Below are 23,472 nucleotides of genomic sequence, written 5' to 3' on the forward strand. Positions count from 1 at the left end.
AATGCCGCCATTGCTCTCGCGTGAAACTTGCACAGTCTGACCGCCTCGCATCGCTGCAAGGTTTCCTGAAGCATAATCAGCTTTTGCCAGATATCCAGCCGTCGGCCTGCCTACTAGGCCTTGACCCAGCGCTGACGACTCCACGCACTCAGCCAGTCGACCACAAACACCAGCACCAGCATCGCCAGAATCACCGTGCTGGCCTGCGCTTCCTGGAACAGGCTGAGGCTCACATAGAGCATCTGCCCAAGCCCGCCGGCACCGACAAAACCCAGCACGCTGGCCATGCGGATGTTGTTTTCCCAGCGATACAGAATGTAGGCGAGCAGTTGCGGCGCAAGGTTCGGCAGCGTGCCATAACAGAAGGCAAGGAGCGGATTGCCGCCCTGCAACCGAATGGCTTCGGCGGGTTGCGGCGGCGTATTTTCCAGAGCTTCGGCAAACAACCGGCCAAGCACGCCGGTGGTGTGCAGGGCGAGGGCGAGGGTGCCGGCGTTCGGGCCGAGGCCGGCGGCGAGCACCATCAGCGCCGCCCAGACCAGTTCCGGAATCGCCCGCAAGGCATTGAGCAGCAGGCGCGAGGCGCTTTGCAGCGGCCAGCCGAAACGCCCGGCGGCAGGCAGGGCGAGAAGAATGCCGAACACCGCGGCGAGCAGGGTGCCGAGGGCCGACATGGCCAGGGTTTCCATCGCGCCGTGCAAGATTGCTTTCAGGTACTGCGCACTCAGATCCGGGCTGAGAAAACGCTGCACATACGCGCCCATCTGCTTGAGACTGGTCGCGCTGCCCAGTTCGCCGAGATCGAGTTCCAGATAAGCAAAGGAGGCGATGACCGCCAGCGCAATGCCGGCGATCAGCAGTAGGTTGACCAGCCGATTCATGTCAGCCTCCAGCGCAGCAAACGGCTGAGTTGGTCGGCGGCCAAGACCAGCACCAGGAAGGACAGCAGAATACTGGCGACTTCACCGCCGGCGAACATGCGGATCGACAAATCGATTTGCTGGCCGAGGCCGCCGGCACCGACAAACCCCATCACCACCGAGGCGCGGATCGCGCATTCCCAGCGATAGACCGTGTAGGAAAGCAGCTCCGCCGCGACATTGGGCAACGTGCCGTAGGCAAACGCCGCCAGTCGACCACTGCCAGCCTGCAACAGTGCATGCGCCGGACGCTGGTCCGTCGATTCGAAAATCTCCGCGTAGACCTTGCCGAGCATGCCGCTGTATGTGATTGCGATCGCCAGCACACCGGCTGCCGGGCCTAATCCGACGGCACGCACAAACAACAACGCCCAGACGATCTCCGGCACGCTGCGCAAAAAAATCAGTAAGCCACGCACCGGCCAGCGCAGCAGACGCCCCAATCGGCTTGGTACGCCACCGCGTGAAGCGGCCGACAGCGACAGTGCACGACTGGCAATCAGGCCCGCCGGTATCGCCAGCAATAACGCCAAAGCCATGCCGGCGGTGGCGATGGCCAGGGTTTGCAGGGTGGCTTTGAGCAGTAACTGCAGAAACGCTTCGTCGTGCGCAGGCGGCCAGAACTGCGCAACAAAACGGCCCATTTCATTCTGGCTGTCGGGCAGCAACACGCCCAGATTCAACTCGCTGAGCTGAATGCCCGGCCACAGCAAGGCAATTGCCAGCAGCGTCAGCAACAGACGTGGCCATGCAGCGGGATCGCGTGAATCGCCTTTCAGCATCGTGGAATCTGCACAGTCAAAGAAGGCACCGCGGCAACGGTCGGTGATTGCAGTTTTTCGTTGGCGTACAGTGCGTCGAGCATCTCGTGGCTGACTTGACCGGAAGGGCTGTCGAACAGAATCTGCCCGTCGCGCAGACCGATGATCCGTGGGAAGTGCGACAGCGCCAGATCCACAGCATGCAGGCTCGCCACCAGCGTGACGTTATGCTCGCGGGCATGCCGCGAGAGGATCGACAACGTGTGCCCGGCCATCACCGGGTCCATGGCTGATACGGGTTCATCGGCCAGGAGAATTTCCGGCGCCTGATACAACACACGGGCAATGCCGACGCGCTGCAACTGCCCGCCCGACAATTGCTGACAATGCGCGAACAGTTTGTCGCCCAGGTCCAGCCGCGCCAACGCTGCTCGCGCACCGGCCACATCCAGTGGATGCAACAGGTTCAGAAGACTTTTACCCAGACTCCACTGACCGAGTTTGCCGGCCAGCACGGCTGTAATTACGCGCTGACGCGGTGGCAGCGGCGGGGCCTGATGCACCAGGCCAATGCGCGCGCGCAAACGCTGGCGTTGACGGGCGGACAAGTGCCAGGCACGTTCGCCGAGCACTTCGATCTCGCCGCTGCTGGGCCGCAGTGCGGTGACCAGCAGGTTGAGCAAACTCGATTTACCGGCCCCGGACGGGCCAATGATGGCGACCTGTTCGCCGACGCCAATCTGCAAGTCGACACCGCGCAGGGCGTCGACTCCATTGGCGTGGCGCAGGCTGCCCTGGCTGAGGCGTAGGATCATTTCAGCAGTTCGGCAGCGCGGGCGGCTTCCTCGATGCCCTTGTAGTTCTCGGGCTTGGTGTCGATGAAGCGGCTGGCGGCTTGCAGATCGAGGATCTTCTTCTGCTCAGGGTTGGCCGGGTCTAGATCGAGGAAGGCTTTTTTGATCTTCGCTGCCAGTGCCGGGTCGAGGGTGCCGCGCACCGTCCAGTTGTAATCAAAGTAGGTCGGGGTGGTGGCGAAGACTTTGACCTTATTGGTGTCGACCTTGCCGGCGTCGACCAGTTTCTGCCAGACGCTGGCGTTCAGCACACCGGCGTCGACCTTGCCGGCCTGCACCCAGGCGACGGTGGCATCGTGCGCGCCGGAGTAGGCGACTCGGCTGAAATAGGCTTCAGGCTTGATGCCGTCGTTCTTCAGCATGAAGTAACGCGGCATCAGGCTGCCGGAGGTCGACGACACCGAACCGAAAGCGAAGGTCTTGCCCTTCAAGTCGGCGAGGCTCTTCACGTTCGGGTCAGCGGTGATGAATTTGCTGGTGAACTGCGCATCCTGTTCGCGTTGTACCAACGGGATCACCGGCGTCGTCGCGTCAGTCTTCAAGCGTGCCTGCACAAAAGTGAAGCCGCCGAGCCAAGCCATATCAAGACGATCTGTCGCCAGTGCTTCCACCACGGCCGGGTAGTCAGCCACTGGCACGAACTGCACTTTCATACCCAGTTGCTGTTCCAGATAAGCACCCAGCGGTTCGAATTTGCGCAGCAGTTCGGTCGGCGCTTCATCAGGAATCGCGCTGACGCGCAACACGTCAGCGGCTTGTACCATCAAGGTAGAAAAGGACAGCGCCAGGCCGGCGGTCAGTGCCAGGGTTCGTTTGAGCATGGAATTCTCCGTTTCGTGAGCATCAAAAGGGCTGAAGTGGCGACGTGAGGCGCAAACTCAGGGTAGACGAAACGGCGAGGTTATACGCATTCAAGGCATCAAAGACCAGCATCAACAGATGTGGATTTGTAAGCCAGCCAAGCGTTGATCACATTGTTCGCCTGGGCGCGAGCGATGGCGGACGCGACGAGTTCACTTCGCTTGTTCCATTTTTGCCTGAGTGTCCTGATCGATGAGCGCGCGCAGGGCGGCGAAAATCGGTGCGGCACTGGTGTGCTTTTTGCCGTAGGTCAGATTGAAGCGGTAGTCAAAATCCGCCGGATTCTGGCCCTGAGTGTGTTGCAACAGGGTCTCCAGCTTATCCAGTGCCTTGACCGCTTTGGCTTCGGCAGACCGGGCATTTTCGTAATCGTCCCACAACGCAAGAATCTCGTTGCTCAGGGCGTCATCGAGTGTGCGGGTCAGCAGCAAAAGGTCGTGGCGCTCCTGCTTGCTCTTGTCCGGAAAAGCAGCCTGATCGACCGCAGGGATGTCACCATTGAGCGCTTCGCCCAAGTCGTGAATCACGCACATCTTCAGCACTTTCAGCAGATCGAGCCCGACCAGTTCATCGGCGAAGACCATCGCCATCAGGCACAGGCGCCAGCTGTGTTCGGCGGTGCTTTCGTTGCGGCCATTTGAGGTGTGTGCGCTTCTGAGAACGTCCTTTAGCCTTTCTGCTTCGCGGAGGAATTCAAGGCGTCCGCTGATTTTTTCGAGGTCCATAAACTTGCCCGGTGGTGGAACCGAGGAGCAAGCCTAGAGCCGAGGCGACAAAGCGTCCACGCATAAAATATGCGTTCAGAGCGTCTCGACCAGCCGGGCGGCCGTGCCGTCGGACAGCGCAATACGTGTCCAGCGGCACAGACTCTGGCGGATCGGCACAAGGTCGGAGTCGTTATTGCCGGTGACAAATTCCAGCGCCGGTGGCGCCTGCAGTTCGCGCCAGCCGAGGGTGTCGAGCGCCCGTTCTTTGCTGGCAATTTCCGGCGTCACGAAACGCCATAGCGATTGCCCGAGCCATTCGCTCAGCGGACTGGCGAACTGCGCGGCGCGGGCCGGGGAGCAGGCCAGCAAGCGGTGGCTGAGGTCACAGACCAGATGCACCGGTCGTGCATTTTCGCGCACCAGGCGGGCGAGGGCATGATCGGCCGCTGTATCCAGACGCGCGGCCAACAGTTGCTCAAGCTGTAAATGCGCAGCCGGATCCAGCGCCAGCACGCCGCTTTCCCAGCGGGAAATGGTCGATTGGGTGACGTTGAACATCTCGGCGGCATGGCTTTGCTTGACGCGATGCAACAGGCGCCAACGACGCAGGGCGATGCCGGGCAGGGCAGGTTTGAGCAATGACTCAGGCATGACGGATGCCGCAAAGACTGAAGGGCCGACAGTCTGAAGACAGTCGGCCCACGCTGCAAATCCACCTGACGATCAGGCCGCTTCGGGCAGTCTGGCGATCACCTTGATCTCGAAATCAAAGCCATACAGCCACGTCACACCCACCGCGGTGGCGGTCGGATGCGGCGCCTCACCCCAGAATTCGGTCAGCACCAGATTCCAGATCGTTTCGAACGTCGATTGCGGATCCACGATGAACACGGTGACGTCGACCACGTCGTCGAACGTGCAACCGGCCTCATGGAGGATTGCATTGAGGTTGCTGAACGCCTGGCGCACCTGGGTTTGCAGGTCCGGCTCAGGCGTGCCGTCCTCGGTACTGCCGACTTGTCCCGAGACAAACAGAAAGCCGTTGGAACGCACCGCCGGCGAATAACGATGACGCTCGTAAAGGGCGCGGCGGGCAGGCGGGAAAACAACATCGCGCTGGGTCATGGGGTGTCTCCATCAGTGAGTTGATGAAGCCACTTTAGGTATTTGCAGCCGGGCGATAAACGCGCAAGCTTGGCGTTCACTGTTTGCGAATCCCAAACAATCAGAGGCTCAATCGTGGACCGATTTGATGCAATGCAGGCATTCGCCCGGGTGGTCGAGGCCGGGAGTTTCACCAAAGCCGCCGAAACCCTGCACATGAGCAAGACCACCGTCACCCAACTCGTGCAACAACTGGAGGCGCGGCTGCGGGTCAAGCTGCTCAACCGCACCACGCGCAAGGTCAACGTCACCGCCGACGGCGCGGTTTATTACGAGCGGGTGATCAAACTGTTGGCCGACATGGACGATGCGGAAACCAGCTTGCCCGGCGCGGCTTCAATGCCACGCGGGCGTTTACGCATTGACGTACCGAGCCCGTTCGCTCGGCTGATTCTGGTGCCGGCATTGCCGCAGTTTCATGCGCGTTACCCGGACATCCAGATCGACATGGGCGTCAGCGATCGCATCGTCGACATCATCGATGAGAATGTTGATTGCGTGGTGCGCGGCGGCGAGTTGCTCGACCAGTCGTTGATGGCGCGCAAGATCGCCGATCTGCCATTAGGTGTATTTGCCGCGCCTGCCTATTTGGCTCGCGAAGGGAGGCCTGCCCATCCGCGCGAACTGGAAAACTCTCGGCATCGCGTGGTCGCCTTCCTCTGGGCGCGCACTGGCAAACCAGTGCCCTACGCCTTGCACAACGATGTCGAGCAGTTGCACATCAAGGGCCGCCATGTGCTTGCGGTCGACGACGGCAACGCCTACCTCGCGGCAGGTTTAGCGGGCATGGGCGTGCTGTGGTTACCCAAGTACATGTCAAAAAAACACGAAAAGTCTGGAGAATTGGTTCAGCTGTTCGAAGGCTGGCAGCTCGACCCGATGCCGCTCTATATTGCGTATCCGCCGAACCGGCATGTGAGTCTCAAACTGCGGGTGTTCATCGACTGGGTTGTCGAGGTAATGGCGCAGCATGACCCGGTGATCGATCGGCCGCGATTGCGAGCAACGACAGGTGATTGACTCTGACGCCATTCGAGCCAACTATCGGCGCATAACAACGACCGATGGACCATAACTTGATCGAACGACGCCAATTCAGCGGAGGCATGAAGGGGAAAAACCTCCGCTATCTGAATGAGCAAGGCACGGATGACACGCGCCTGACCCGCACCGGTTTTCTGCTGCTCGAACACTTTTCATTGCCGGCCTTCACCCAGGCGCTGGACACCGTTGTCACCACCAACCTGTTGCGCCCTGGATTGTTTTCCTCGCGCACCTTCGGGCTGGGCGATGGCGAGGTGATCAGTGATCTGGGCCTGGTCATCCGGCCTGATGCACGTCTGGATTTGGCCGCGCTTCAGCAGCTGGATTTGCTGGTGGTGTGCGGTGGTTATCGCACCGAGCTGCGGGCGAGTGACGAGTTTATCGGCTTGCTGAAATCTGCAGCGGAGCGCGGTATCACTCTCGCCGGGCTGTGGAATGGCTCGTGGTTTCTCGGCCGTGCCGGGCTGCTCGATGGCTACCGTTGCGCCATCCACCCGGAACATCGTCCGGCGCTGACCGAAATTGCCAAAACTACCCACGTCAGCAGCGAACCCTATGTAATTGATCGTGATCGCCTCACCGCATCGAGCCCGTCCGGGGCTTTCCATATGGCGCTGGACTGGATCAAGGGCTTGCACGGCAAAGCGTTGGTCGAGGGCATTGAAGACATTCTGGCGTTCGAGGAATCGCGCTACCGGCGAATCAAACCGGATGAAAACCTCTGCGTCAGTGCACCGCTGCGTGAGGTGGTGAAGCTGATGGATGCCAATCTGGAGGAACCGCTGGAGCTGGAGCAACTGGCGGTGTATGCCGGTCGTTCTCGTCGGCAGTTGGAGCGCTTGTTCAAGGAACAGCTGGGCACGACGCCGCAGCGCTATTACCTGGAACTGCGCATCACCGAAGCGCGACGCTTGTTGCAACACACCGAACTGTCGCAGGTGGAAGTGCTGGTGGCCTGCGGGTTCGTCTCGCCGAGCCATTTCAGCAAGTGCTACAGCTCATATTTCGGCTACAGACCTTCCAAAGAAAAACGGCTGGTCAAATAGCACCAGCCGTTTCCCACCTGAGTTCACCTCGGTATCCCACGTCGGCGTACCTCGCCCAAACACCCCAGCCCTCTCCCTCTGGGAGAGGGCTGGGGTGAGGGAATTTGCAGGCGGCACCAACCGCTTCCTCACCAGAGTTCACCTCGATATCCCACGTCGGCGTACCTCCCCCAAACACCCCGGTCAGTTCCCTCTCCCTCGGGGAGAGGGCTAGGGTGAGGGGCTTTTAAACACCAGCACCCACACACGTGTAACTTACACGCACTGTTACGCCATAACGGCTACAACACCTTGCGCCGTTACCTACGCGTACGCCAGAATCCGCCGGCTTACGCGTCTTGAGGCGGGCTGTATCGTTTCCCTGTCACTGCAAAACAGTGATCGGGTTTGGTAGCCCGTCCTCTAAGCGTAATGCGCCGCTATATGCAGTCTCTTTTCGGGGCTCGGTTTTATATGGTGGCCATGCGTGGGGCTCCTTCGGGAGCGCCGGGGTTTACTCGCTTAGACCGGTCTACCAACCTGCGCAATGGTCACCACCCTCGTTTGGTAGCGTGAGTGATGACTCCTTATTTTTTTGTTAAGCGAGTGTCATCTATGTTCAAAATTACGCCAAACCCGCCTGAAACCGATCCAATCCCCTACGACGCTGCGCTCGAACCTCAAAACATCAAAGAGGCCACCGACCGCGCGATCAATTTCTACCTCAATCCCTCCGCGCTGAAGACTTCAATACCCACCCGCAAGACCGGCAAAATCTACCTCATCGACCCCACGGTGGATAACGAAACGCTGCTCGTCGAAGCGACTGAAACCTTGTCCTCAGCCAATGACATGGCCCGTGAACTCGCCGATTCGATCGACCCTTCACAGCGCAAAAAGATGCTGATCCTGCAACAGGTGATCATGCTCAGTGAGCTGGTGGTCGGACGAGTCCTGGATAACCAGCGCTTGCCGCACTAGTTGCGGAGCAGATAGGTGAGGGGCATTTGCCCCCCCAATGCAAAGCCCCACTCCATGTTCTTCATCCACCGACCATCCCCTGTGGGAGCGGGCTTGCTCGCGAAGGCGTCAGGTCAGCCGATATCCATGCTGGATGTACCGGCCCCTTCGTGAGCAAGCCCACTCCCACCCTTGATCGTCGGTGCTCATGGGCGTCGCGCCTGCCGCGATCATGGCCACAGCCTATACGCCCAACGCGCTGTTCATGACCAACCCGCAAGCCGACACCGAGGCGTTGCTGACCAATGCTTGCGGGTCGTTGGCGTCCGCGTCGGTCATGCTCGGTAATTTTGCCGGGGTGCTGCAAGGTGCAGACCGCCACACGCTGCTGGGCATTGCGCAAGTGGTCATGTTGGGGGAGTTGGCGGTGAACAAGGCGTTGGATCTGGTTGCGCCAACCGAGTAGTCGCAGCCGTTGATAATCAAGCAGTCAGCCTTAACGGCTGGCTGCTTTTTTGTTTTTACAGGTGGTCAGCATCAATCACAGCCTTGGCAAACGCCTGCGGATCTTCTTGCGGCAGGTTGTGCCCGATCCCGCCGTTGATCAAGCGGAACTGATACTTGCCGGTAAAACGTTTGGCGTAATCCTCCGGCGCCGGGTGCGGTGCACCGTTGGCGTCGCCCTCAAGGGTAATGGTCGGCACGCTGATCGACGGCGCGGTGGCGAGCTTCTGCTCCAGCGCGGCGTACTTCGCTTCGCCCTGTACCAGGCCCAGACGCCAGCGGTAGTTGAACACGGTGATATTGACGTGATCCGGGTTCTCCAGTGCCTTGGCACTGCGGTCGAACGTAGCGTCGTCGAATTTCCACTGCGGTGAGGCCAGTTGCCAGATCAATTTGGCGAAATCGTGGGTGTTTTTCTCATAACCCGCGCGGCCACGGTCGGTGGCGAAGTAGAACTGATACCACCACTGCAATTCAGCTTTGGGCGGCAGCGGGTTCTGCCCGGCGGCCTGATTGCCGATCAAATAGCCACTGACCGACACCAGCGCTTTCACCCGTTCCGGCCACAATGCCGAAACGATGTCCGCCGAACGTGCGCCCCAGTCATAGCCACCGAGCACGGCTTGCTTGATCTTCAGCGCATCCATGAAGTCGATCACATCACTGGCCAGCGCCGCCGGTTGGCCATTGCGCAGGGTGTCTTTGGAGAGGAACTGCGTGTCGCCATAACCCCGCGCATACGGCATCAACACCCGATAACCCTTGGCGGCCAGCAACGGCGCGACTTCGTCGTAGCTTTGAATGTCGTAGGGCCAGCCGTGCAGCAGGATCACCACCGGGCCACCGGCGGGGCCGGTTTCGGCGTAGGCAACGTCGAGCACGCCAGCCTTCACATGTTTGAGTGGGCCGAAAGGCGAGGGTGCGGAATGGCTGACAGCGGCCGGTTCAGCGGTTTGCGCCTGAGCGCTGCCAAAGGCGCCGAGCAGCGCCACAGCCATCATCGACAAGCCGAGTGTGGTAGCGGTTTTGCGGGTGTGCAGTGCCATCTTCATGGGAACGTCTCCTGTGCGAGCCTTTGGTCAAGGGTCTGAATGAACCCGTGAAACCTTGAGTGCATTTGAGCGTCGGGACGTATCCGGGCTGTGTCGAAGAACGGCTTTGTTGCAAGGCGATGTGTCGCGGCGGGGTTCGTACACACTGTGATACACAGCGATAAATCCAGCGAACATTGGCTGGATTCAAGCCAAAATAATAAGTCGCTGTTTTAAAACAAAAAATATTTCACTTCGCGCTTCCCAAAGCAAAAAAACCTTGGTAAATTGCGCCCCGTTCTCACAGCGAACCTAACGGAGTAGCTGGAAAGAGCAATAGGGGCGTCGCCAAGCGGTAAGGCAGCAGGTTTTGATCCTGCCATGCGTTGGTTCGAATCCAGCCGCCCCTGCCATATTCGAGAAAACGCCAACTTCGCAAGAAGTTGGCGTTTTTTTATGCCTGCGATTTGACCAGGCAAAGCAGGGCAGGCGTGCGCGGCGCCGAAGCACCGCGCACGCCGTCCACTCAGTGCGGTGCGCGCGGGATGGTTTTCATCAGGTCTTCGGGGCTGATGTGGCCGACCACGCTGCCCGGCTGCGGCAGGTTGAGGATGTGGCCTTTCATCTTGCCGATGATGTGCATCTCGCACGGCTTGCAGTCGAACTTCAGCGTCAGCACTTCATCGCCATGAATCAACTGCATCGGCGCGACTTTGGTGCGCACACCGGTCACGCCTTTGGCCTGTTTCGGGCACAGGTTGAAGGAGAAGCGCAGGCAGTGCTTGGTGATCATCACCGGCACTTCGCCCGGCTCTTCGTGGGCTTCATACGCCGCGTCGATCAGCTTGACGCCGTGACGGTGGTAGAAGTCGCGGGCCTTCTGGTTGTAGACATTGGCGAGGAACGTCAGGTGCGAATCCGGGTACACCGGCGGCGGACTGGTTTCGGCCTTGCGGCTGCCACGCGGGTGCGCGGCGACACGGGCGGCGGTCAGGGCCTCGATCACTTCACGGCGCAGGGACTTGAGCTGCGAGTTCGGAATGAAGAACGCCTGTGGCGCATCCAGCTTGATGTCGGTGGCGTGGTACTGCGTGGTGCCGAGCTGGCCGAGCAGATCGCGCAACTGTTCCAGTGCTTGCTCAGGCTTGTTGGCCACACCGAACGGGCCGTTCAGGGTGACGCTGGCACTGATGCCTTCTTCACTGGTAGCGGTCACTTCCAGCTGTTCTTCACGCAGACGTGCGACCCAACTCAAGGCCACGCGACGCTCGGACGAGGTCTTCTGCAGCGCCTGTTGCCAGTTGTGATCGAGGTTGCGATTGAGCGGATGGTTCGGGCGCAGCTTGTACAGGCCTTCCGGCATTTCGTTCGGCTCGACGCGGTAGCGATAGCGCTTCTCGCCGTCTTCTTCGAACTCGCCTTTGGCTTCGGCGATGTTGGCGCGGAAACCGACCACTTCGCGTTTGACCAGCACGTTGAGGCCATCACCGTTGGACAGCGGTTCGTGGGTGACAACCTGCATGTCACGCTTGCCGACTTTCTCCACCGTACCCACCGGCAAACCGGTGAAGGTCGGCGAGTCGAACGCGCCGATGTCGATCTTGCGATCGGTGACGAAGTAATCGGTGCTGCCACGGTGGAAGGTTTTTTCCGGGTCAGGCAGGAAGAAGTGCGCGGTGCGGCCGCTGGAAGCGCGGGCCAGGTCCGGGCGATCCTCGAGCACGTCGTCGAGGCGCTGGCGGTAATAGGCGGTGATGTTCTTCACATAGCCCATGTCCTTGTAGCGACCTTCGATCTTGAACGAACGCACCCCGGCTTCAACCAAGGCGCGAATGTTGGCGCTCTGGTTGTTGTCTTTCATCGACAGCAGGTGTTTTTCGTAGGCGATCACGCCACCCTTTTCATCTTTAAGGGTGTACGGCAAGCGGCAAGCCTGGGAGCAGTCACCACGGTTGGCACTGCGCCCGGTTTGCGCATGGGAAATATTGCACTGGCCGGAGAAGGCCACGCACAACGCGCCATGAATGAAGAATTCGATGGCAGCGTCGGTTTCGTCGGCGATTGCGCGGATTTCCTGCAGGTTCAGCTCGCGGGCCAAGACCAGCTGCGAGAAACCGGCCTGATCGAGGAACTTGGCCCGCTCCAGCGTCCGAATGTCGGTCTGGGTCGAGGCGTGCAGCTCGATCGGCGGAATGTCCAGCTCCATCACGCCCAGATCCTGAACGATCAGCGCGTCGACACCGGCGTCGTACAACTGATGGATCAGCTTGCGTGCCGGCTCCAGTTCGTTGTCGTGCAGGATGGTGTTGATGGTGGTGAAGATGCGCGCGTGATACTTGCGGGCGAATTCCACCAGTTCGGCGATTTCGCTGACTTCGTTGCAGGCGTTGTGGCGGGCACCGAAGCTCGGGCCGCCGATGTACACGGCGTCGGCGCCGTGCAGGATCGCCTCACGGGCGATGGCGACATCGCGGGCAGGGCTGAGCAATTCCAGGTGATGCTTGGGCAAGGACATAGTTTTTTTAGTCAGGCTGTCACGGTTAGGCGCGCATTCTACCCGTGAAACGCGCGCCCGGCACGCCCGTGCTGCCCGATGGCAGCTGAGACTGCACAACCCTGTGGGAGCGAGCTTGCTCGCGAAAGCGTCAGTTCAGTCTCCATTGATGTTGAATGCCCTGCCGCCTTCGCGAGCAAGCTGGCTCCCACAATGGGTTGTGCAGTGAGTCTCAGGCCTTGGCGGCCATCGCGGTCACTTCTACACGCATGCCTTCAACGGCGAGGGATGCGACGCCGACGGCGGCACGCACTGGCCACGGCTTGGCGAAGAAGCGTTTGTAAACCTCGTTGAATGCCGCGCGATCCGCCATGTCGGTGAGGTAGATCGTCAGGTGCATCACCCGATCCATCGAGCTGCCGGCGCGTTCCAGCGCAACTTTCAGCGCTTGCAGGGTGCATTCGCTTTGCGCGGTAATATCGCCCAGTTCCAGGCTGCCGTCGGCACGGGTCGGGATTTGCGTGGACATCATGATGCCGTTGAACGTGGTGACGTCCGAGGAAATCGAGTCGGCGTCCGGATCTGGAGTGAAGGTGATGTCGTGGTTAGCCATGCTGATCCTTTGATTGATCGAGTGAAGATGGCCGCAGTTTACAGATACAGCGTCGACATGGCCCGTTCCATGGCGACAGCGGTCGGTCAGACAGGCTGCGTCGCCGCCTCCGTCGCAAGGGCTGCAACAACGCTGGGGCGGGCGCCGATGCGCTGCAGGTAGCTGGCAAGTGCCGGCCAGTCTTGTATGTCGATGGCAAAGGTCGGCAGCCACCTCAGTACCGTAAACAGATAAGCATCGGCGACGCCGAAGTGGCCCATCAGGTAGTCCTCAGCCGACAGTCGCTGATTCAGGTAATCGAGGCGCTTGAACAGTGTGTGGCGGAAAATCGTTTTGACCGATTCCGGAATCTGCGCATTGAAGAGCGGTGCACTGCCGCCGTGAATTTCCGCACTGATGAAGTTCAGATGTTCCTGCAGACGCACCCGCGCCCATGAACCTGGTGGTGGCGCCAATGTGTTGCCCGGCGCCTGATCAACCAGAAACTGCAGGATCGCTGGCCCTTCCGTCAGTACTTCGCCGTTGTCCAGAACCAGAGCCGCCACGTATCCCTTCGGATTGATCTCACGAAAGTCATGGCCGTCGGCGGTGCGTTTGCTCTGGTTGTTGACGCGAACCAGTTCGAAAGGCAAGCCCAGTTCCCGCAGCACAATGTGCGGGGAAAGCGAGCAGGTCATGGGGGCAAAATACAGTTTCATGGCTTTTCCTTGCTGAGAGAAGGCGCCAGATTCCATTGCCCAAGCAGCTTTCGCAAAGGTCATTTGCGGTGTTAGCGTATGACAAAATCTCATGAGTCATAACCATCATGCCCGTCCGGCTTCCCTCGCTTAATGGATTGCGTGCTTTTGAAACGGTCGCCCGACACATGAGCTTCACCAAGGCTGCCGAAGAGCTCAACGTTACCCAGACCGCTGTCAGCCACCAGATCCGCCGACTCGAAGCGGAGCTGGGCGTGCCGCTGTTTCTGCGGCTCAACGAGGGTTTGGCACTGAGTGAAGACGGCCAGGCTTACTTGCCCGGTGTGCGTGCGGCGTTTCAGGAACTGCGGTATTCGACTGAACAGTTGCTCGAGTCTCGCGATAACAGCGTGCTGACCATCAGTACCTTGGTGTCCGTCGCATCGAAGTGGCTGTTGCCGCGGTTGCCGTCCTTTCAGCAGGCGTTTCCCGCTATCGATGTGCGAATCAGCGCGTCGACTGAGCTGGTCGATTTTCGCAAGGGCACTGTCGATGCGGCCATTCGCTACGGGCGCGGCGACTGGAAGGGCTTGCGTGCCGATTTTTTGAAGTCCGACGAAATTTTTCCGGTTTGCAGTCCGGCACTGGCGAGGACGTTGAGCACGCCCGCCGACCTGGCCAGTCACACATTGCTGCAAGTCAGTGGCGCAACGGCCGGTGACTGGAGCGCCTGGCTGCATGCTGCCGGTCAACCCGCGCAATTGGCAGAAGGCCCGCGCCTGACCTTTGACCTGGCGATGATGGCGGTACAAGCCGCCGTTGACGGGCAGGGTGTGTGCATTGGCCGATCGACCTATGTCGAGGACGATCTGCAGGCCGGCCGTCTGGTGGTGCCGTTCGATCTGCGCTTGAAAGATGAGCAGGGCTTTTATCTGGTCATGCCCCATGAAACGGCGCAATCAAAGAAGATCGTGGCGCTCAGGACATGGCTGTTGGCACTGCCACCCGGCCAAGACACCTTTGTATAAGCGTGTATCAAGTTGCCGCGCAGACACACGCGAACAATAAACCCGGGGTTTACGACACATCAGCCATACACGCAGCTCTCAAAGTAGCGGTCACACCACCACTGTGTTTGAGAGGGCAACATCATGCATCGTCCACTGTTACTGGCCAGCGCTGCGCTACTCGCTTCAATGATTGGTATTGCCCACGCGGCTGAAGCACCGGCCAAGAGCTGGCAACAAGGCTTGAGCCGCACCGATCTGGTTCGCCAGGATCTTGGTGCTGCCGAGCGCGAAGTGATTCAGGCGCGCGTCGATTTCGAACCGGGCGTGACCTCGCCCCGGCATGCGCATCCCGGCGTCGAAGTCGCCTACGTGATCAGTGGCACCTTCGAATATCAACTGGAAGGCCGGGCGCCCGTGACATTGAAAGCCGGGGAGTCGTTGTTCATCCCTGAGGGTGTGGCGCATGTCGCCAAAAACGTCGGTGCGGAGAAGGGGTCGGAACTGGCGACTTACATCGTCAAGAAGGGTGAGCCGGTGCTGATTCTCAAGCCATAGTGCGCAGGTCAGTGAAGAGTCGCCGCTCGGCGACTCTCGCCAATCCTGATCCTGTCCAGCGCCCGGTTCAACGCGTCGAGCGCATCGAGCAGCGCTTTGGCCTCTGCTTCTCGACCTTCACCCCAGAGGCGCTCGGCCATTTTGTTCAAGGCCTGGATCGAGCGCTCGATGTCTGCGGCGCTGGCGTTCTTCTCAGGGGCCGGTGGTTTCTTCGGCATTCAGGGTTCCTCTGCTGACGGCAAACCACCATACCGCTGCGGCGCCCAGCAGCATAGTCAGCACGGCCAGAATCAGGATCACGCCTTGCGTACCCACGCTCGTGGCCAGCAGCGCCACCAGCAAACCCGCCAACGGTTGCGACAGGTTGTTGAGCAACGTGATCACGCCCACGGTCTTGCCGAAATCCTTGGCCGGAATCACCCGCTGGCGGATGCTGCGCATGTAGATGTTGAACATTTTGTCGAAGCCGACGATCAGCAGGAAACCCACCACGTAGCCGGTCAGGTTCGGACTCAGGGCACTGATAAGGGCGCCGGCAGCGATCATCGAGTAAGCGACCCCGCCCAATAACCGCTGCGGGATTTCGACCCGGGCGAGGAAGAACAGAATCACGATGGTGGTAACCGCGCCTGCCGCCTGCAGGCCGGCATACGCATCTTTGCCGGCACTGTACTCGCCGATCACCATCGCCGCCGATGTCGCCAGGGTGACGCCGACGATCAGATTGACGCCGACGGCTAACAGGATGATTTTTTTCAGCTCCGCCAGCTCGCTTATATGCTTGAAAGCGATACGCAGCGGTTGCAGCCAGATGTCCTGATGCTGTTCGAATACCTCCAGCGTGATACGACTGAAACGTTGCCAGACCAGCATGCTCAGGTCCGCCAGCAGGAAGAGACCGGCGACCCACAGCACCACCCAATGCCAAGCCCAGATTTCCAGCAGCAGTGCAGCCACCAGTGGCCCGAGCACCAGCCCGGTCTGATCGGCGATCTGCGAATAGGACAAGGTCTTGGTGTAACTGTAGTGCTGGAAAATGTGGGGCATCAGCACCTCGCGGGCCATGATGCCCTGGGTGGTCAGCACGCCGCACAACGCCGACAACACCACGACCCAGGCGATGCCACCGAAGAGGGCAAACAGGCCCACCGCCAGCAGACACAGCAGCGCGCGGTAGACCTGACTGATGTGCAGGATGCGGATGGGCGAAAACTTGTCGCACAAGGCGCCGCACAATGGAAAAGCCAGAAAACGCGGCAGCGATTCGACGAAAAACGCCAAACCGGCCCAGGACGCACTGTTGGTAGTCTGGAACACCACCAGCGGGACGATGAACAGCAGGATCTGATCTGCCAGCCGTGACAGAAACAACGAGGTGAAAAATGCCAGGTAGTCCTTGCGCAAAATAAGCTCCTTTTTGTCGACGGTCTGGCCGCGTGGCCAGCCGTGCTTCAGTACGCCGATCCCTGGCTGTCGTTGAGATTATGCCGCTCGTCTCCGCGCAGCGGCGGGTTGAATACGCTGACCAGGATCAGGTCCTGCTCCTTGCCGCCGCGCAGGTAATGACGGTCATGCTGGTCGAGTACATACACGTCGCCGGGCCGAATCGGGAACACATTGCCCTGCATGTCTTCGACTTCGCCTTCTCCGGCAATGCAATAGCATGCCTCCAGGTGATTGCGATAGTGCAACAACGATTCGGTACCGGCACGCACGACGGTGTGACACAACGTAAAACCCATGGCATCGCGCTCGGTGAGCAGGCGATGGCTGGTGCCCGCACCCCATTCGACGAAGTACGGTGTTTGTTCAACGTCGGATTTGTTGCGAATGAACATATGAACCTCTCTACAAAAGTGCTGGTTGGAAAATCTCAGAGCGGTCTCAGGACCGCCTCGCCGTAGGACTGCATCGCGTCGTGCCAGACCAGGTCGCGGTGTGCGGCCATGGCCTGGACATCACGCCAGTGACGCTGAAGTGAGTTGGCTGCCACCAGCGAAGAGGCGCCGAGTCGCTCCACCAGGCGATGGACCACTTGCACGCATTGCTGTGCCAGATAGGCGCGGTCACGCTTGAGCTGGAGCAACTGCCGAGCGTCGAGGGCGCGCGCTTGCACGCCGGCGTCGTGCAGCCGCGAAATCAGCGATTCATACAGCAGCCGTGCGCTGTACAACTGCGCAGCCGAATGAGCAATCTGTTCGATGATCCTGGGCTCGCTGCTCAGTGGCGAACCGGCCAGCGACCGCAGATACTCCGCATGGGCTCCCTCGGCACAACCCAGCAGCGGGCCGATGATCGAGGTCGTGAGATAGGGCACCAGCGGCAACCGGTCGATGTAGTCGGTGCCGGTCATGGCAGGCGACTCGGCAAACACTTCCTGCAGTGCGAAAACATGTTCGTGGGGGACCAACACGTTCCGGGTCAATACATCGTGGGAGCCGGTCGCAGCCATGCCGCAACTGTCCCAGCTGTCGAGCCTGTGAACCTCCTGCGCGGCCATCAGCACGAGGAAGCGTGGCGTGCGCGCTGCGTCCGGATGGTTGGGGCAGGGCGCATTGAGCATCAGCCACGTGGCGTCCTCGATACCGGAGCTGAAGCGCCAGCGCCCATTCACGCGCATGCCCGCGGCTTCCAGAGATAGCTGGCTGTCGGCGCTGCTGGAGGCTGAAGCGAACAGTTGCCGGGAACCCTCTGCGTACAGCCGATCCTGAAAGGAAGGTGGCAGGCGCCGGGCGATGCAACCGTGACCGCCCACCAGCGCCATCATCCAGCCGGTGGAGGCGCACGCCCTGGCCGCGATGCGTGCACTTTCCACCAGGGTCGGCCAGTGTCCGTTGCGAGTGACCGGCGCGCGCGGTGCCAGCAGATCCAGCCAGCCGCCAGCAAACAGCTCGTCAAAAGTACTGCCGCTCAAACGACGGTTTTTTTCTGCGGCACTGGCCCGGTCCCGCCAATCCGCAATGTGCTGCAAAGCGCGCTCGCAGTAGGCGGGCAGGGCGGCAGGATGGTACAGCTGTTCCAGAGTGTCAGACATTGGCGGGTTCCTTGACACCTTGAGGCACGGGTGACAACGCGCCCAGTCGCGAACCCTCGAAACAGAATTCTGCGGGTTGCACCACTGGCCCCAAAAACCCAAGAAAGCGCTCAAGCTGTGCAGGATCATCCGAGGCAACGAACTCGCAGAAATTACTGCTGTTCCAGAGCAGGTGAACGTGCTTGAAGCGAGCCGACAGGGCGCTTGCCAACTCTTCCAGAGTGACCTGCCCGTTTTGCATTTGCTCAAGCATTTGCTGGCGTTTCCAACTGATTTCTTCTTCGCTGAAGTAGCGGGTCTTGAACACTTCGTCCTTGACGCGCTCGCGTCGCAAGTATTCCTGGGGTTCGGGGTGATTGAGCTTCTCAAGGAAAAACACCAGTCCCCCCGGCTTGAGGAACTGCTGGAGATGCGCGATCTGGCGCTCGCGGTCGCGGCTATAGAACTGGAACGCGGCCATTTCATAGATGTAATCGAAGCCTTGCTCGAAGTCCCGGTATTCGTCGCTTTGCAAAACGGCGGGGCTGACCTTGAACACCGATTGCGGAAAAAAGCGTGACAGAGTCCGGTTGGCGTGCCGGTCGAAGGCCATCTGATTAGCCTGATTGGGTGATGAAGTGAAGCTGCGTATCAGGCCTTCCGAATGGCCGGCCAGGGCGCGGCCGTTGCTGCCGTCGAAGGCATCCACTTCAAACAGACTGAACGTCTGGCCGGGCTCGCGGACACTGGCCTGAGACAGCCGGGTCAAAGCCACGCCGACTCTGGACAGTTCTTCCAGTATGTAGGGCACGCTTGCCAGAAAGTGGGAAAACAACGGGCCTGCTCCCTCGATCAGCCGATCGTGGTAATCGAGCATCCGCGGGTCGGCGATCTGCGACCGCAGGTGGCTGTGCAACGACTGCAGGGGCACCTGACTGGCACCAGTGGCGAGGCTGTGGAAATGCCCGGCCAGTTTCAGCATCGCGCTTTGTTGCAGGTCGTGGTCCAGGCTGGCGTCATCCTGTAGCGGTGGCTGGCAACTATTCATGGGTAGCTCCTGCTGTCAGATCAGTCCTTTGGTGGTGAACTTGCCCGAGTCGGTTTTCGGCAAGGCGTCGAGGAATACGCAATGAGCCGGCACCATGTGCCAGTCCAGACGCGTCTTGCAGTAATCGAGCAGGGCCTGTTCGCTGGTCTGCTCATGGCGTGGCGCAAGGACGATGCAGGCCTTGGGCACATGACCGGCCGATTCGTCGGCGACCGGCACCACCAGCACTTCGGCGACCGCCGGATGCGAGGCCAGGCATTGCTCGATTTCCCGTGGATTGACGTTCCAGATGTTGCGCGCGAAGACATCGTCCTTGCGGGCGACGTAATACAGATAGCCCTCGGCGTCGCGTTTGAACAAATCCCCGGTGCGGTACAGCCGCGAATGACCGAAGGCCTCGTAGACGAACGCCTTGGCATTGGCCTCGGGCATGTCCCAGTACTCCAGCATCAGGTAATCACTGGTCACCAGCAGTTCACCGACCTGGTCAGGCTGGTCGATGGCCCGTCCCTGGTCGTCCACCAGATAAACGCTCACGCCGGGCAGGGGTTTGCCCACCGAGGTCGGGCGCTGGTCAATCTCCTCGGGCGGCAGGTAACTGACGCGTTTACATTCGGTGAGCCCGTAATTGGAGAAGATTCGCACCTGAGGCAACGCCTGGCGGATTTGCCGGATATGCCGGGTGTGCAGGGCCTGGCCGCTGCTCGAGATGTAGCGCAGGCTGGGGATCCGTGCCTGCCAGTGCGGGTCGGTATTGGCCAGCAGGAAAAACACCGGGGGAAACACATGCATGGCGGTTACCGCTTCGCGCTCGACCACCGCCAGCACATCGTCGGCGCTGCTGGCGGGCCGGCTCTCGATGACACTGGTAGCGCCGACGAACAACGGCATCATCACGTTATAGACACCATAGTCGGACGCCAGCGTCGAGTAGCTGAGGACGCGGTCGTCGGGGGTATTCTGCAGGTAAGCGGTGACTCGGCTGGAGGCCGCCACCATGATCCGGTGATTGACCAGCACGCCCTTGGGATTGAACGTCGAGCCTGAGGTGTAAAAGATCGAAGTGCTGCGCTCGGGGTCGGCGGCCAGTGTTGGCGCGGCACGCGTGTTGTGTTTGCGGTTCGTGGCGATGGCTTCGGCCAGGAGGCGAATACGCGCTGAGAGCCTTGGCCCGGCGACGGTGAGCAGGATCAGATCCAGACCGGCCGCTTCCATCAGACCTGGCAGGTCGTCGGTGCAGTCGGTGATCAATAGCCGTGCACCCGAATGTTTGAGTTGATGAATCAGTTTGGCGCGGCTAAGGGTGTGATGGGTAGCGGCAGTGATCGCCCCGGCTTGCAGTACGCCCAGATAAGCGGCGGTCAGGTCAACGCTGATGGGGGCGTAAAAACCTACGCGATCACCCGGTTCGACGCCCAGCGTTGGCAGCAGGGCAGCGAGGTCATCCGCTCGCTGCTGCAGTTGCTGATAAGTTGTCGCCACCCCATCCAGGACGATCGCCGGTTTTGTCGGGTATAAGCTCGCGTTGTTCGCGATAACCTGATGAAAAAGTTGCATCGCTCAATATCCTTTCAAGCACGACCTGAGGGTTACTTGCGTTTTCTTGCGCACACCGAAACATAGGTGCCTTGCCAGGTGTAAGGGTCAATTGGCAAGTTATCCGAGTTGCTCAATGGCCAACTTTGTTTGTCGAAGAAATGATTGAACGCAAAGATCTCGAAATCGCTAAGCCAGAGATCAAAGAAGCCTTCGCTTTGCAGAATGGATAATCCGGCTTCCTTGTCCCAGATAAACGGTTCGCCCGTTGCCTGGAAATAACGCGTCAAGTCGGACAGTAGATCGAGGAATATAAAGCCGCCCGGTTTGACTGCACCGATTATTTTCGGCATTACCTGTTGAAGTTCGACCGGAGTGAAAAAGTGCAGGACTTCGGAACACACCAGTACATCGTAAGCATCGGCGGCCGGAAGGTAATCGAGAATGTCGGCCTGCTCGAACTTCAACTCGCGCAACCAGGGATTGTGCTTGCGACTCTGCACCGTGCTGTCGACCATGTCGACGCCGCTCACGCTGTAGCCTTTGCGGGCCAGGGCGGTAAGGTTGCGTCCGTCGCCGCAGCCCAGCTCCAGAGCCTGGCCGGGACCCGCGGGCAGGTCATCCAGAAACTGTTTCAGTTCACCGCGCAATTCACCGAAGAGGGCGCCGTTGTCGCTGGCGCTGTATTCCCTGTCATACCATTCTTTCAGGACGGAACTGTTGACTACTCTCATAGTTATTCTCTGCCATCGATATACGTGAGCACACGGGAATTCGCGCAGTTGAAAATGTGCGGTCGAGTGCGATCAGAAATATCCTGGAAGAAATGAAAAGGTAGAGAGGGGGAGAAGAGAGTGCAGGCGAGGGCAAGACATAATGAAACTCCTTTTCATTTTTTATTTTTGCGAGTTATCCATGACTGTCGAGACTTCGAATGACTCGATAGCGGAGGGATATTTCCATCGCGCGGTTTACCCTGTCAAGGCGAAACAGGGCGAGGGATGTATGTTTTTTGTCACGGTGTAGTTACATTGTTCAGGTAAAAAGAATTTGTTGTAGTTGTGGAGGTTGAGAAGTATCAGGGCTGAATTTTGCTCGTGAAATTATTTCGATTGTACGCCAGTCCTGAGTAACCACTGATTCTGACGGGAGAGGAGGAAGATTTGCTGGTATTAATGTTGGGTCCACATCGGCCGATACCTGGAGTATCGACGGTTAATTATTAAGTGAAATCAGGGCAAATATGGAGCAGGAAAGCCGTGCGCTGAGGATTCTCAAGCGTTTTCGTTACTTGATCCTGGCTGTCATGGTCATCGCCTCCCTGGTCAGCGCTTTTTGGCGCTTTACAGGCGGGTGGAGTCAGTTTTGGACCTGTGTAGGGGCGCAGGCATGGTTCACCCAAGCCGTGTTTGCGTACCTTCGCGGTGGCTGGGTCGCAATCGGGCCCGGTGGACTGCCGAAGGATGCAGATCCGGTCGGCAGGGCACTATTGGCAGCGCTGGCGCTGGGGCTTTACCTGTTGATGTTTGGCTACGAAGAGCAAAAGCCCGACTCTATTTATGAAAGGCGCGCCTCGGACTGGAGCATGCCTACTCGGGAGGAGATGCGGCGTTCGGCGCAGTGATAGCCGGTTCTGAGAAGAAAACTCGTTGGGTGCTCCGTGGGATCTTCTGTTCGTCCATCAAGCGCAGGGAGCACCTTGAGCAGGGCAGAAACTTTCGCGAACCCCGGAAACGACAAAGCCCTGAATAATCAGGGCTTTGTCGGTACAGAATATGGCGGAGGCGATGGGATTCGAACTCATGGACCTGTTACAGTCGACGGTTTTCAAGACCGTTGCCTTAAACCACTCGGCCACACCTCCGTTGCGTTGCGGGCGCCATAATACCTGAATGAAACACACTGTCAAACTCTCTGCATGGCTTGTTACAGAGCGTCTGTTATGATCTTTGCGACTGAACGTTTCAAACCAACAGGAGTGTCGCCATGCGCGAACAGGATTACGCAGTTAATAACAGCGTGCAGGCTGAGCAGCTAGAGGTTAGCCGCGTCCTGCGCAACACTTACGGCCTACTGGCTCTGACCCTCGCATTCAGCGGCGTCATGGCTTTCGTCGCTCAGCAGATGCGCGTTGGCTACCCGAACATTTTCGTGGTGCTGATCGGCTTCTACGGGCTGTTCTTCCTCACCAACAAACTCCGTGACTCCGCGTGGGGCCTGGTGTCCGCTTTTGCGCTGACCGGTTTCATGGGTTTCCTGCTCGGCCCGATCCTCAACCGTTACCTGGGCATGCAGGGCGGCGCTGAAGTGGTCAGCTCGGCGTTCGCGATGACCGCGCTGGTGTTCGGTGGTCTGTCGGCCTACGTGTTGATCACCCGCAAGGACATGAGCTTCCTCGGTGGCTTCATCACCGCTGGCTTCTTCGTCCTGCTGGGTGCAACGCTGGCGAGCTTCTTCTTCCAGATCAGCGGCCTGCAACTGGCGATCAGCGCAGGTTTCGTGCTGTTCTCGTCGGTGTGCATCCTGTTCCAGACCAGCGCCATCATCCACGGCGGCGAGCGCAACTACATCATGGCGACCATCAGCCTGTATGTATCGATCTACAACCTGTTCATCAGCTTGTTGCAGATCTTCGGCATCATGAGCCGCGACGACTGATAACGATTGGTGAAATAACGAAAAACCCGCTTCGGCG

At 59.5% G+C, this 23,472-nt stretch carries 25 protein-coding genes, 2 tRNA genes and 1 pseudogene; 9 read left to right on the forward strand and 19 right to left on the reverse strand.

From position 1 onward, the window contains the following. Nucleotides 1-113: 113 nt before the first annotated feature. From phnE to ACM6IV_RS07865, 7 genes are all read right to left on the reverse strand, one after another. Nucleotides 114-881 carry a phosphonate ABC transporter, permease protein PhnE gene (gene phnE / locus ACM6IV_RS07835; protein WP_414869452.1) on the reverse strand — a complete coding sequence of 256 codons (768 nt, stop codon included), beginning with the start codon at nt 879-881 and terminating at the stop codon, nt 114-116. Continuing rightward, nucleotides 878-1,702 carry a PhnE/PtxC family ABC transporter permease gene (locus tag ACM6IV_RS07840; RefSeq protein WP_414869453.1) on the reverse strand — a complete coding sequence of 275 codons (825 nt, stop codon included), beginning with the start codon at nt 1,700-1,702 and terminating at the stop codon, nt 878-880. The genes phnE and ACM6IV_RS07840 overlap by 4 nt, the downstream gene beginning before the upstream one ends. After that, on the reverse strand, nt 1,696-2,496 hold the full coding sequence (locus ACM6IV_RS07845) for a phosphonate ABC transporter ATP-binding protein (RefSeq protein WP_414869454.1): 801 nt from the start codon (nt 2,494-2,496) through the stop codon (nt 1,696-1,698). Before ACM6IV_RS07845 ends, ACM6IV_RS07840 begins: the two co-directional genes overlap by 7 nt. Next, nucleotides 2,493-3,356: a putative selenate ABC transporter substrate-binding protein gene (locus ACM6IV_RS07850; protein ID WP_414869455.1), complete on the reverse strand. Its 864-nt coding sequence runs from the start codon at nt 3,354-3,356 to the stop codon at nt 2,493-2,495. The genes ACM6IV_RS07845 and ACM6IV_RS07850 overlap by 4 nt, the downstream gene beginning before the upstream one ends. Nucleotides 3,357-3,548: 192 nt before the next feature. Beyond that, the gene (locus ACM6IV_RS07855; protein ID WP_414869456.1) at nt 3,549-4,121 is read right to left on the reverse strand and encodes an HD domain-containing protein; all 573 of its coding nucleotides are present in this window, start codon (nt 4,119-4,121) and stop codon (nt 3,549-3,551) included. Nucleotides 4,122-4,196: 75 nt separating this feature from the next. Continuing rightward, nucleotides 4,197-4,754 carry a helix-turn-helix domain-containing protein gene (locus ACM6IV_RS07860; protein WP_414869457.1) on the reverse strand — a complete coding sequence of 186 codons (558 nt, stop codon included), beginning with the start codon at nt 4,752-4,754 and terminating at the stop codon, nt 4,197-4,199. A 72-nt stretch (nt 4,755-4,826) separates the two neighbouring features. Then, on the reverse strand, nt 4,827-5,228 hold the full coding sequence (locus ACM6IV_RS07865; protein WP_414869458.1) for a RidA family protein: 402 nt from the start codon (nt 5,226-5,228) through the stop codon (nt 4,827-4,829). Nucleotides 5,229-5,342: 114 nt separating this feature from the next. On the opposite strand from ACM6IV_RS07865, the gene ACM6IV_RS07870 reads away from it, so the two are divergent. The 4 genes and pseudogenes from ACM6IV_RS07870 to ACM6IV_RS07885 all read left to right on the forward strand — a co-directional run. Further along, nucleotides 5,343-6,287, forward strand: a complete 945-nt coding sequence (locus ACM6IV_RS07870) for a LysR substrate-binding domain-containing protein (protein ID WP_414869459.1) — start codon at nt 5,343-5,345, stop codon at nt 6,285-6,287. 44 nt (nt 6,288-6,331) lie between these two features. After that, nucleotides 6,332-7,357: a GlxA family transcriptional regulator gene (locus tag ACM6IV_RS07875; protein ID WP_414869460.1), complete on the forward strand. Its 1,026-nt coding sequence runs from the start codon at nt 6,332-6,334 to the stop codon at nt 7,355-7,357. A 594-nt stretch (nt 7,358-7,951) separates the two neighbouring features. After that, complete coding sequence (locus ACM6IV_RS07880; RefSeq protein ID WP_414869612.1) at nt 7,952-8,317, forward strand: DUF6124 family protein; 366 nt, start codon at nt 7,952-7,954, stop codon at nt 8,315-8,317. A 193-nt stretch (nt 8,318-8,510) separates the two neighbouring features. Further along, nucleotides 8,511-8,762: pseudogene (locus ACM6IV_RS07885) on the forward strand (DUF6124 family protein); the annotation flags it as partial. Nucleotides 8,763-8,817: 55 nt separating this feature from the next. Here the strand turns inward: ACM6IV_RS07885 and ACM6IV_RS07890 are convergent. Beyond that, nucleotides 8,818-9,852 (reverse strand): alpha/beta fold hydrolase, encoded by a 1,035-nt coding sequence (locus ACM6IV_RS07890; RefSeq protein WP_414869461.1) that lies wholly within the window; start codon nt 9,850-9,852, stop codon nt 8,818-8,820. 317 nt (nt 9,853-10,169) lie between these two features. On the opposite strand from ACM6IV_RS07890, the gene ACM6IV_RS07895 reads away from it, so the two are divergent. Continuing rightward, nucleotides 10,170-10,244: transfer RNA gene (locus tag ACM6IV_RS07895), tRNA-Gln, on the forward strand. Between the two features lie 113 nt (nt 10,245-10,357). Here the strand turns inward: ACM6IV_RS07895 and ACM6IV_RS07900 are convergent. From ACM6IV_RS07900 to gstA, 3 genes are all read right to left on the reverse strand, one after another. Beyond that, a complete protein-coding gene (locus ACM6IV_RS07900; RefSeq protein WP_414869462.1) occupies nt 10,358-12,346 on the reverse strand; it encodes a peptidase U32 family protein in 1,989 nt (662 codons plus the stop codon). Between the two features lie 211 nt (nt 12,347-12,557). Further along, nucleotides 12,558-12,938 (reverse strand): RidA family protein, encoded by a 381-nt coding sequence (locus ACM6IV_RS07905; RefSeq protein ID WP_414869463.1) that lies wholly within the window; start codon nt 12,936-12,938, stop codon nt 12,558-12,560. A gap of 86 nt (nt 12,939-13,024) precedes the next feature. Beyond that, the gene (gene gstA, locus ACM6IV_RS07910) at nt 13,025-13,636 is read right to left on the reverse strand and encodes a glutathione transferase GstA (RefSeq protein ID WP_414869613.1); all 612 of its coding nucleotides are present in this window, start codon (nt 13,634-13,636) and stop codon (nt 13,025-13,027) included. A 107-nt stretch (nt 13,637-13,743) separates the two neighbouring features. Here gstA and ACM6IV_RS07915 point away from each other — a divergent pair, with 107 nt between their 5' ends. Both ACM6IV_RS07915 and ACM6IV_RS07920 read left to right on the forward strand, forming a co-directional pair. Further along, the gene (locus ACM6IV_RS07915) at nt 13,744-14,643 is read left to right on the forward strand and encodes a transcriptional regulator GcvA (RefSeq protein ID WP_414869464.1); all 900 of its coding nucleotides are present in this window, start codon (nt 13,744-13,746) and stop codon (nt 14,641-14,643) included. A gap of 123 nt (nt 14,644-14,766) precedes the next feature. After that, nucleotides 14,767-15,180 (forward strand): cupin domain-containing protein, encoded by a 414-nt coding sequence (locus ACM6IV_RS07920; protein ID WP_414869465.1) that lies wholly within the window; start codon nt 14,767-14,769, stop codon nt 15,178-15,180. Nucleotides 15,181-15,188: 8 nt separating this feature from the next. On the opposite strand, the gene ACM6IV_RS07925 is transcribed toward ACM6IV_RS07920, so the two are convergent. The 7 genes from ACM6IV_RS07925 to ACM6IV_RS07955 are packed head-to-tail and all read right to left on the reverse strand — an operon-like array spanning nt 15,189 to nt 21,511. Further along, the gene (locus ACM6IV_RS07925) at nt 15,189-15,398 is read right to left on the reverse strand and encodes a hypothetical protein (RefSeq protein ID WP_414869466.1); all 210 of its coding nucleotides are present in this window, start codon (nt 15,396-15,398) and stop codon (nt 15,189-15,191) included. Then, nucleotides 15,373-16,584 (reverse strand): MFS transporter, encoded by a 1,212-nt coding sequence (locus ACM6IV_RS07930; protein WP_414869467.1) that lies wholly within the window; start codon nt 16,582-16,584, stop codon nt 15,373-15,375. Before ACM6IV_RS07930 ends, ACM6IV_RS07925 begins: the two co-directional genes overlap by 26 nt. Nucleotides 16,585-16,631: 47 nt before the next feature. Continuing rightward, nucleotides 16,632-17,018 carry an ectoine synthase gene (locus ACM6IV_RS07935; RefSeq protein WP_034155877.1) on the reverse strand — a complete coding sequence of 129 codons (387 nt, stop codon included), beginning with the start codon at nt 17,016-17,018 and terminating at the stop codon, nt 16,632-16,634. Nucleotides 17,019-17,053: 35 nt separating this feature from the next. Then, nucleotides 17,054-18,214 (reverse strand): acyl-CoA dehydrogenase family protein, encoded by a 1,161-nt coding sequence (locus tag ACM6IV_RS07940; RefSeq protein ID WP_414869468.1) that lies wholly within the window; start codon nt 18,212-18,214, stop codon nt 17,054-17,056. Beyond that, nucleotides 18,207-19,241, reverse strand: a complete 1,035-nt coding sequence (locus tag ACM6IV_RS07945; protein WP_414869469.1) for a class I SAM-dependent methyltransferase — start codon at nt 19,239-19,241, stop codon at nt 18,207-18,209. The genes ACM6IV_RS07940 and ACM6IV_RS07945 overlap by 8 nt, the downstream gene beginning before the upstream one ends. A 15-nt stretch (nt 19,242-19,256) precedes the next feature. Then, nucleotides 19,257-20,798 carry a class I adenylate-forming enzyme family protein gene (locus ACM6IV_RS07950; protein ID WP_414869470.1) on the reverse strand — a complete coding sequence of 514 codons (1,542 nt, stop codon included), beginning with the start codon at nt 20,796-20,798 and terminating at the stop codon, nt 19,257-19,259. A 32-nt stretch (nt 20,799-20,830) separates the two neighbouring features. After that, on the reverse strand, nt 20,831-21,511 hold the full coding sequence (locus ACM6IV_RS07955; protein WP_414869471.1) for a class I SAM-dependent methyltransferase: 681 nt from the start codon (nt 21,509-21,511) through the stop codon (nt 20,831-20,833). Nucleotides 21,512-22,020: 509 nt separating this feature from the next. Here ACM6IV_RS07955 and ACM6IV_RS07960 point away from each other — a divergent pair. Then, complete coding sequence (locus ACM6IV_RS07960) at nt 22,021-22,401, forward strand: hypothetical protein (protein ID WP_414869472.1); 381 nt, start codon at nt 22,021-22,023, stop codon at nt 22,399-22,401. A gap of 152 nt (nt 22,402-22,553) precedes the next feature. On the opposite strand, the gene ACM6IV_RS07965 is transcribed toward ACM6IV_RS07960, so the two are convergent. Beyond that, nucleotides 22,554-22,641 (reverse strand) — tRNA-Ser (locus tag ACM6IV_RS07965). A 122-nt stretch (nt 22,642-22,763) separates the two neighbouring features. On the opposite strand from ACM6IV_RS07965, the gene ACM6IV_RS07970 reads away from it, so the two are divergent. After that, complete coding sequence (locus ACM6IV_RS07970) at nt 22,764-23,435, forward strand: Bax inhibitor-1/YccA family protein (RefSeq protein ID WP_008081508.1); 672 nt, start codon at nt 22,764-22,766, stop codon at nt 23,433-23,435. Nucleotides 23,436-23,472: the final 37 nt, after the last annotated feature.

It is taken from the genome of Pseudomonas sp. IT-347P (assembly GCF_949768005.1).
GTDB lineage: Bacteria > Pseudomonadota > Gammaproteobacteria > Pseudomonadales > Pseudomonadaceae > Aquipseudomonas.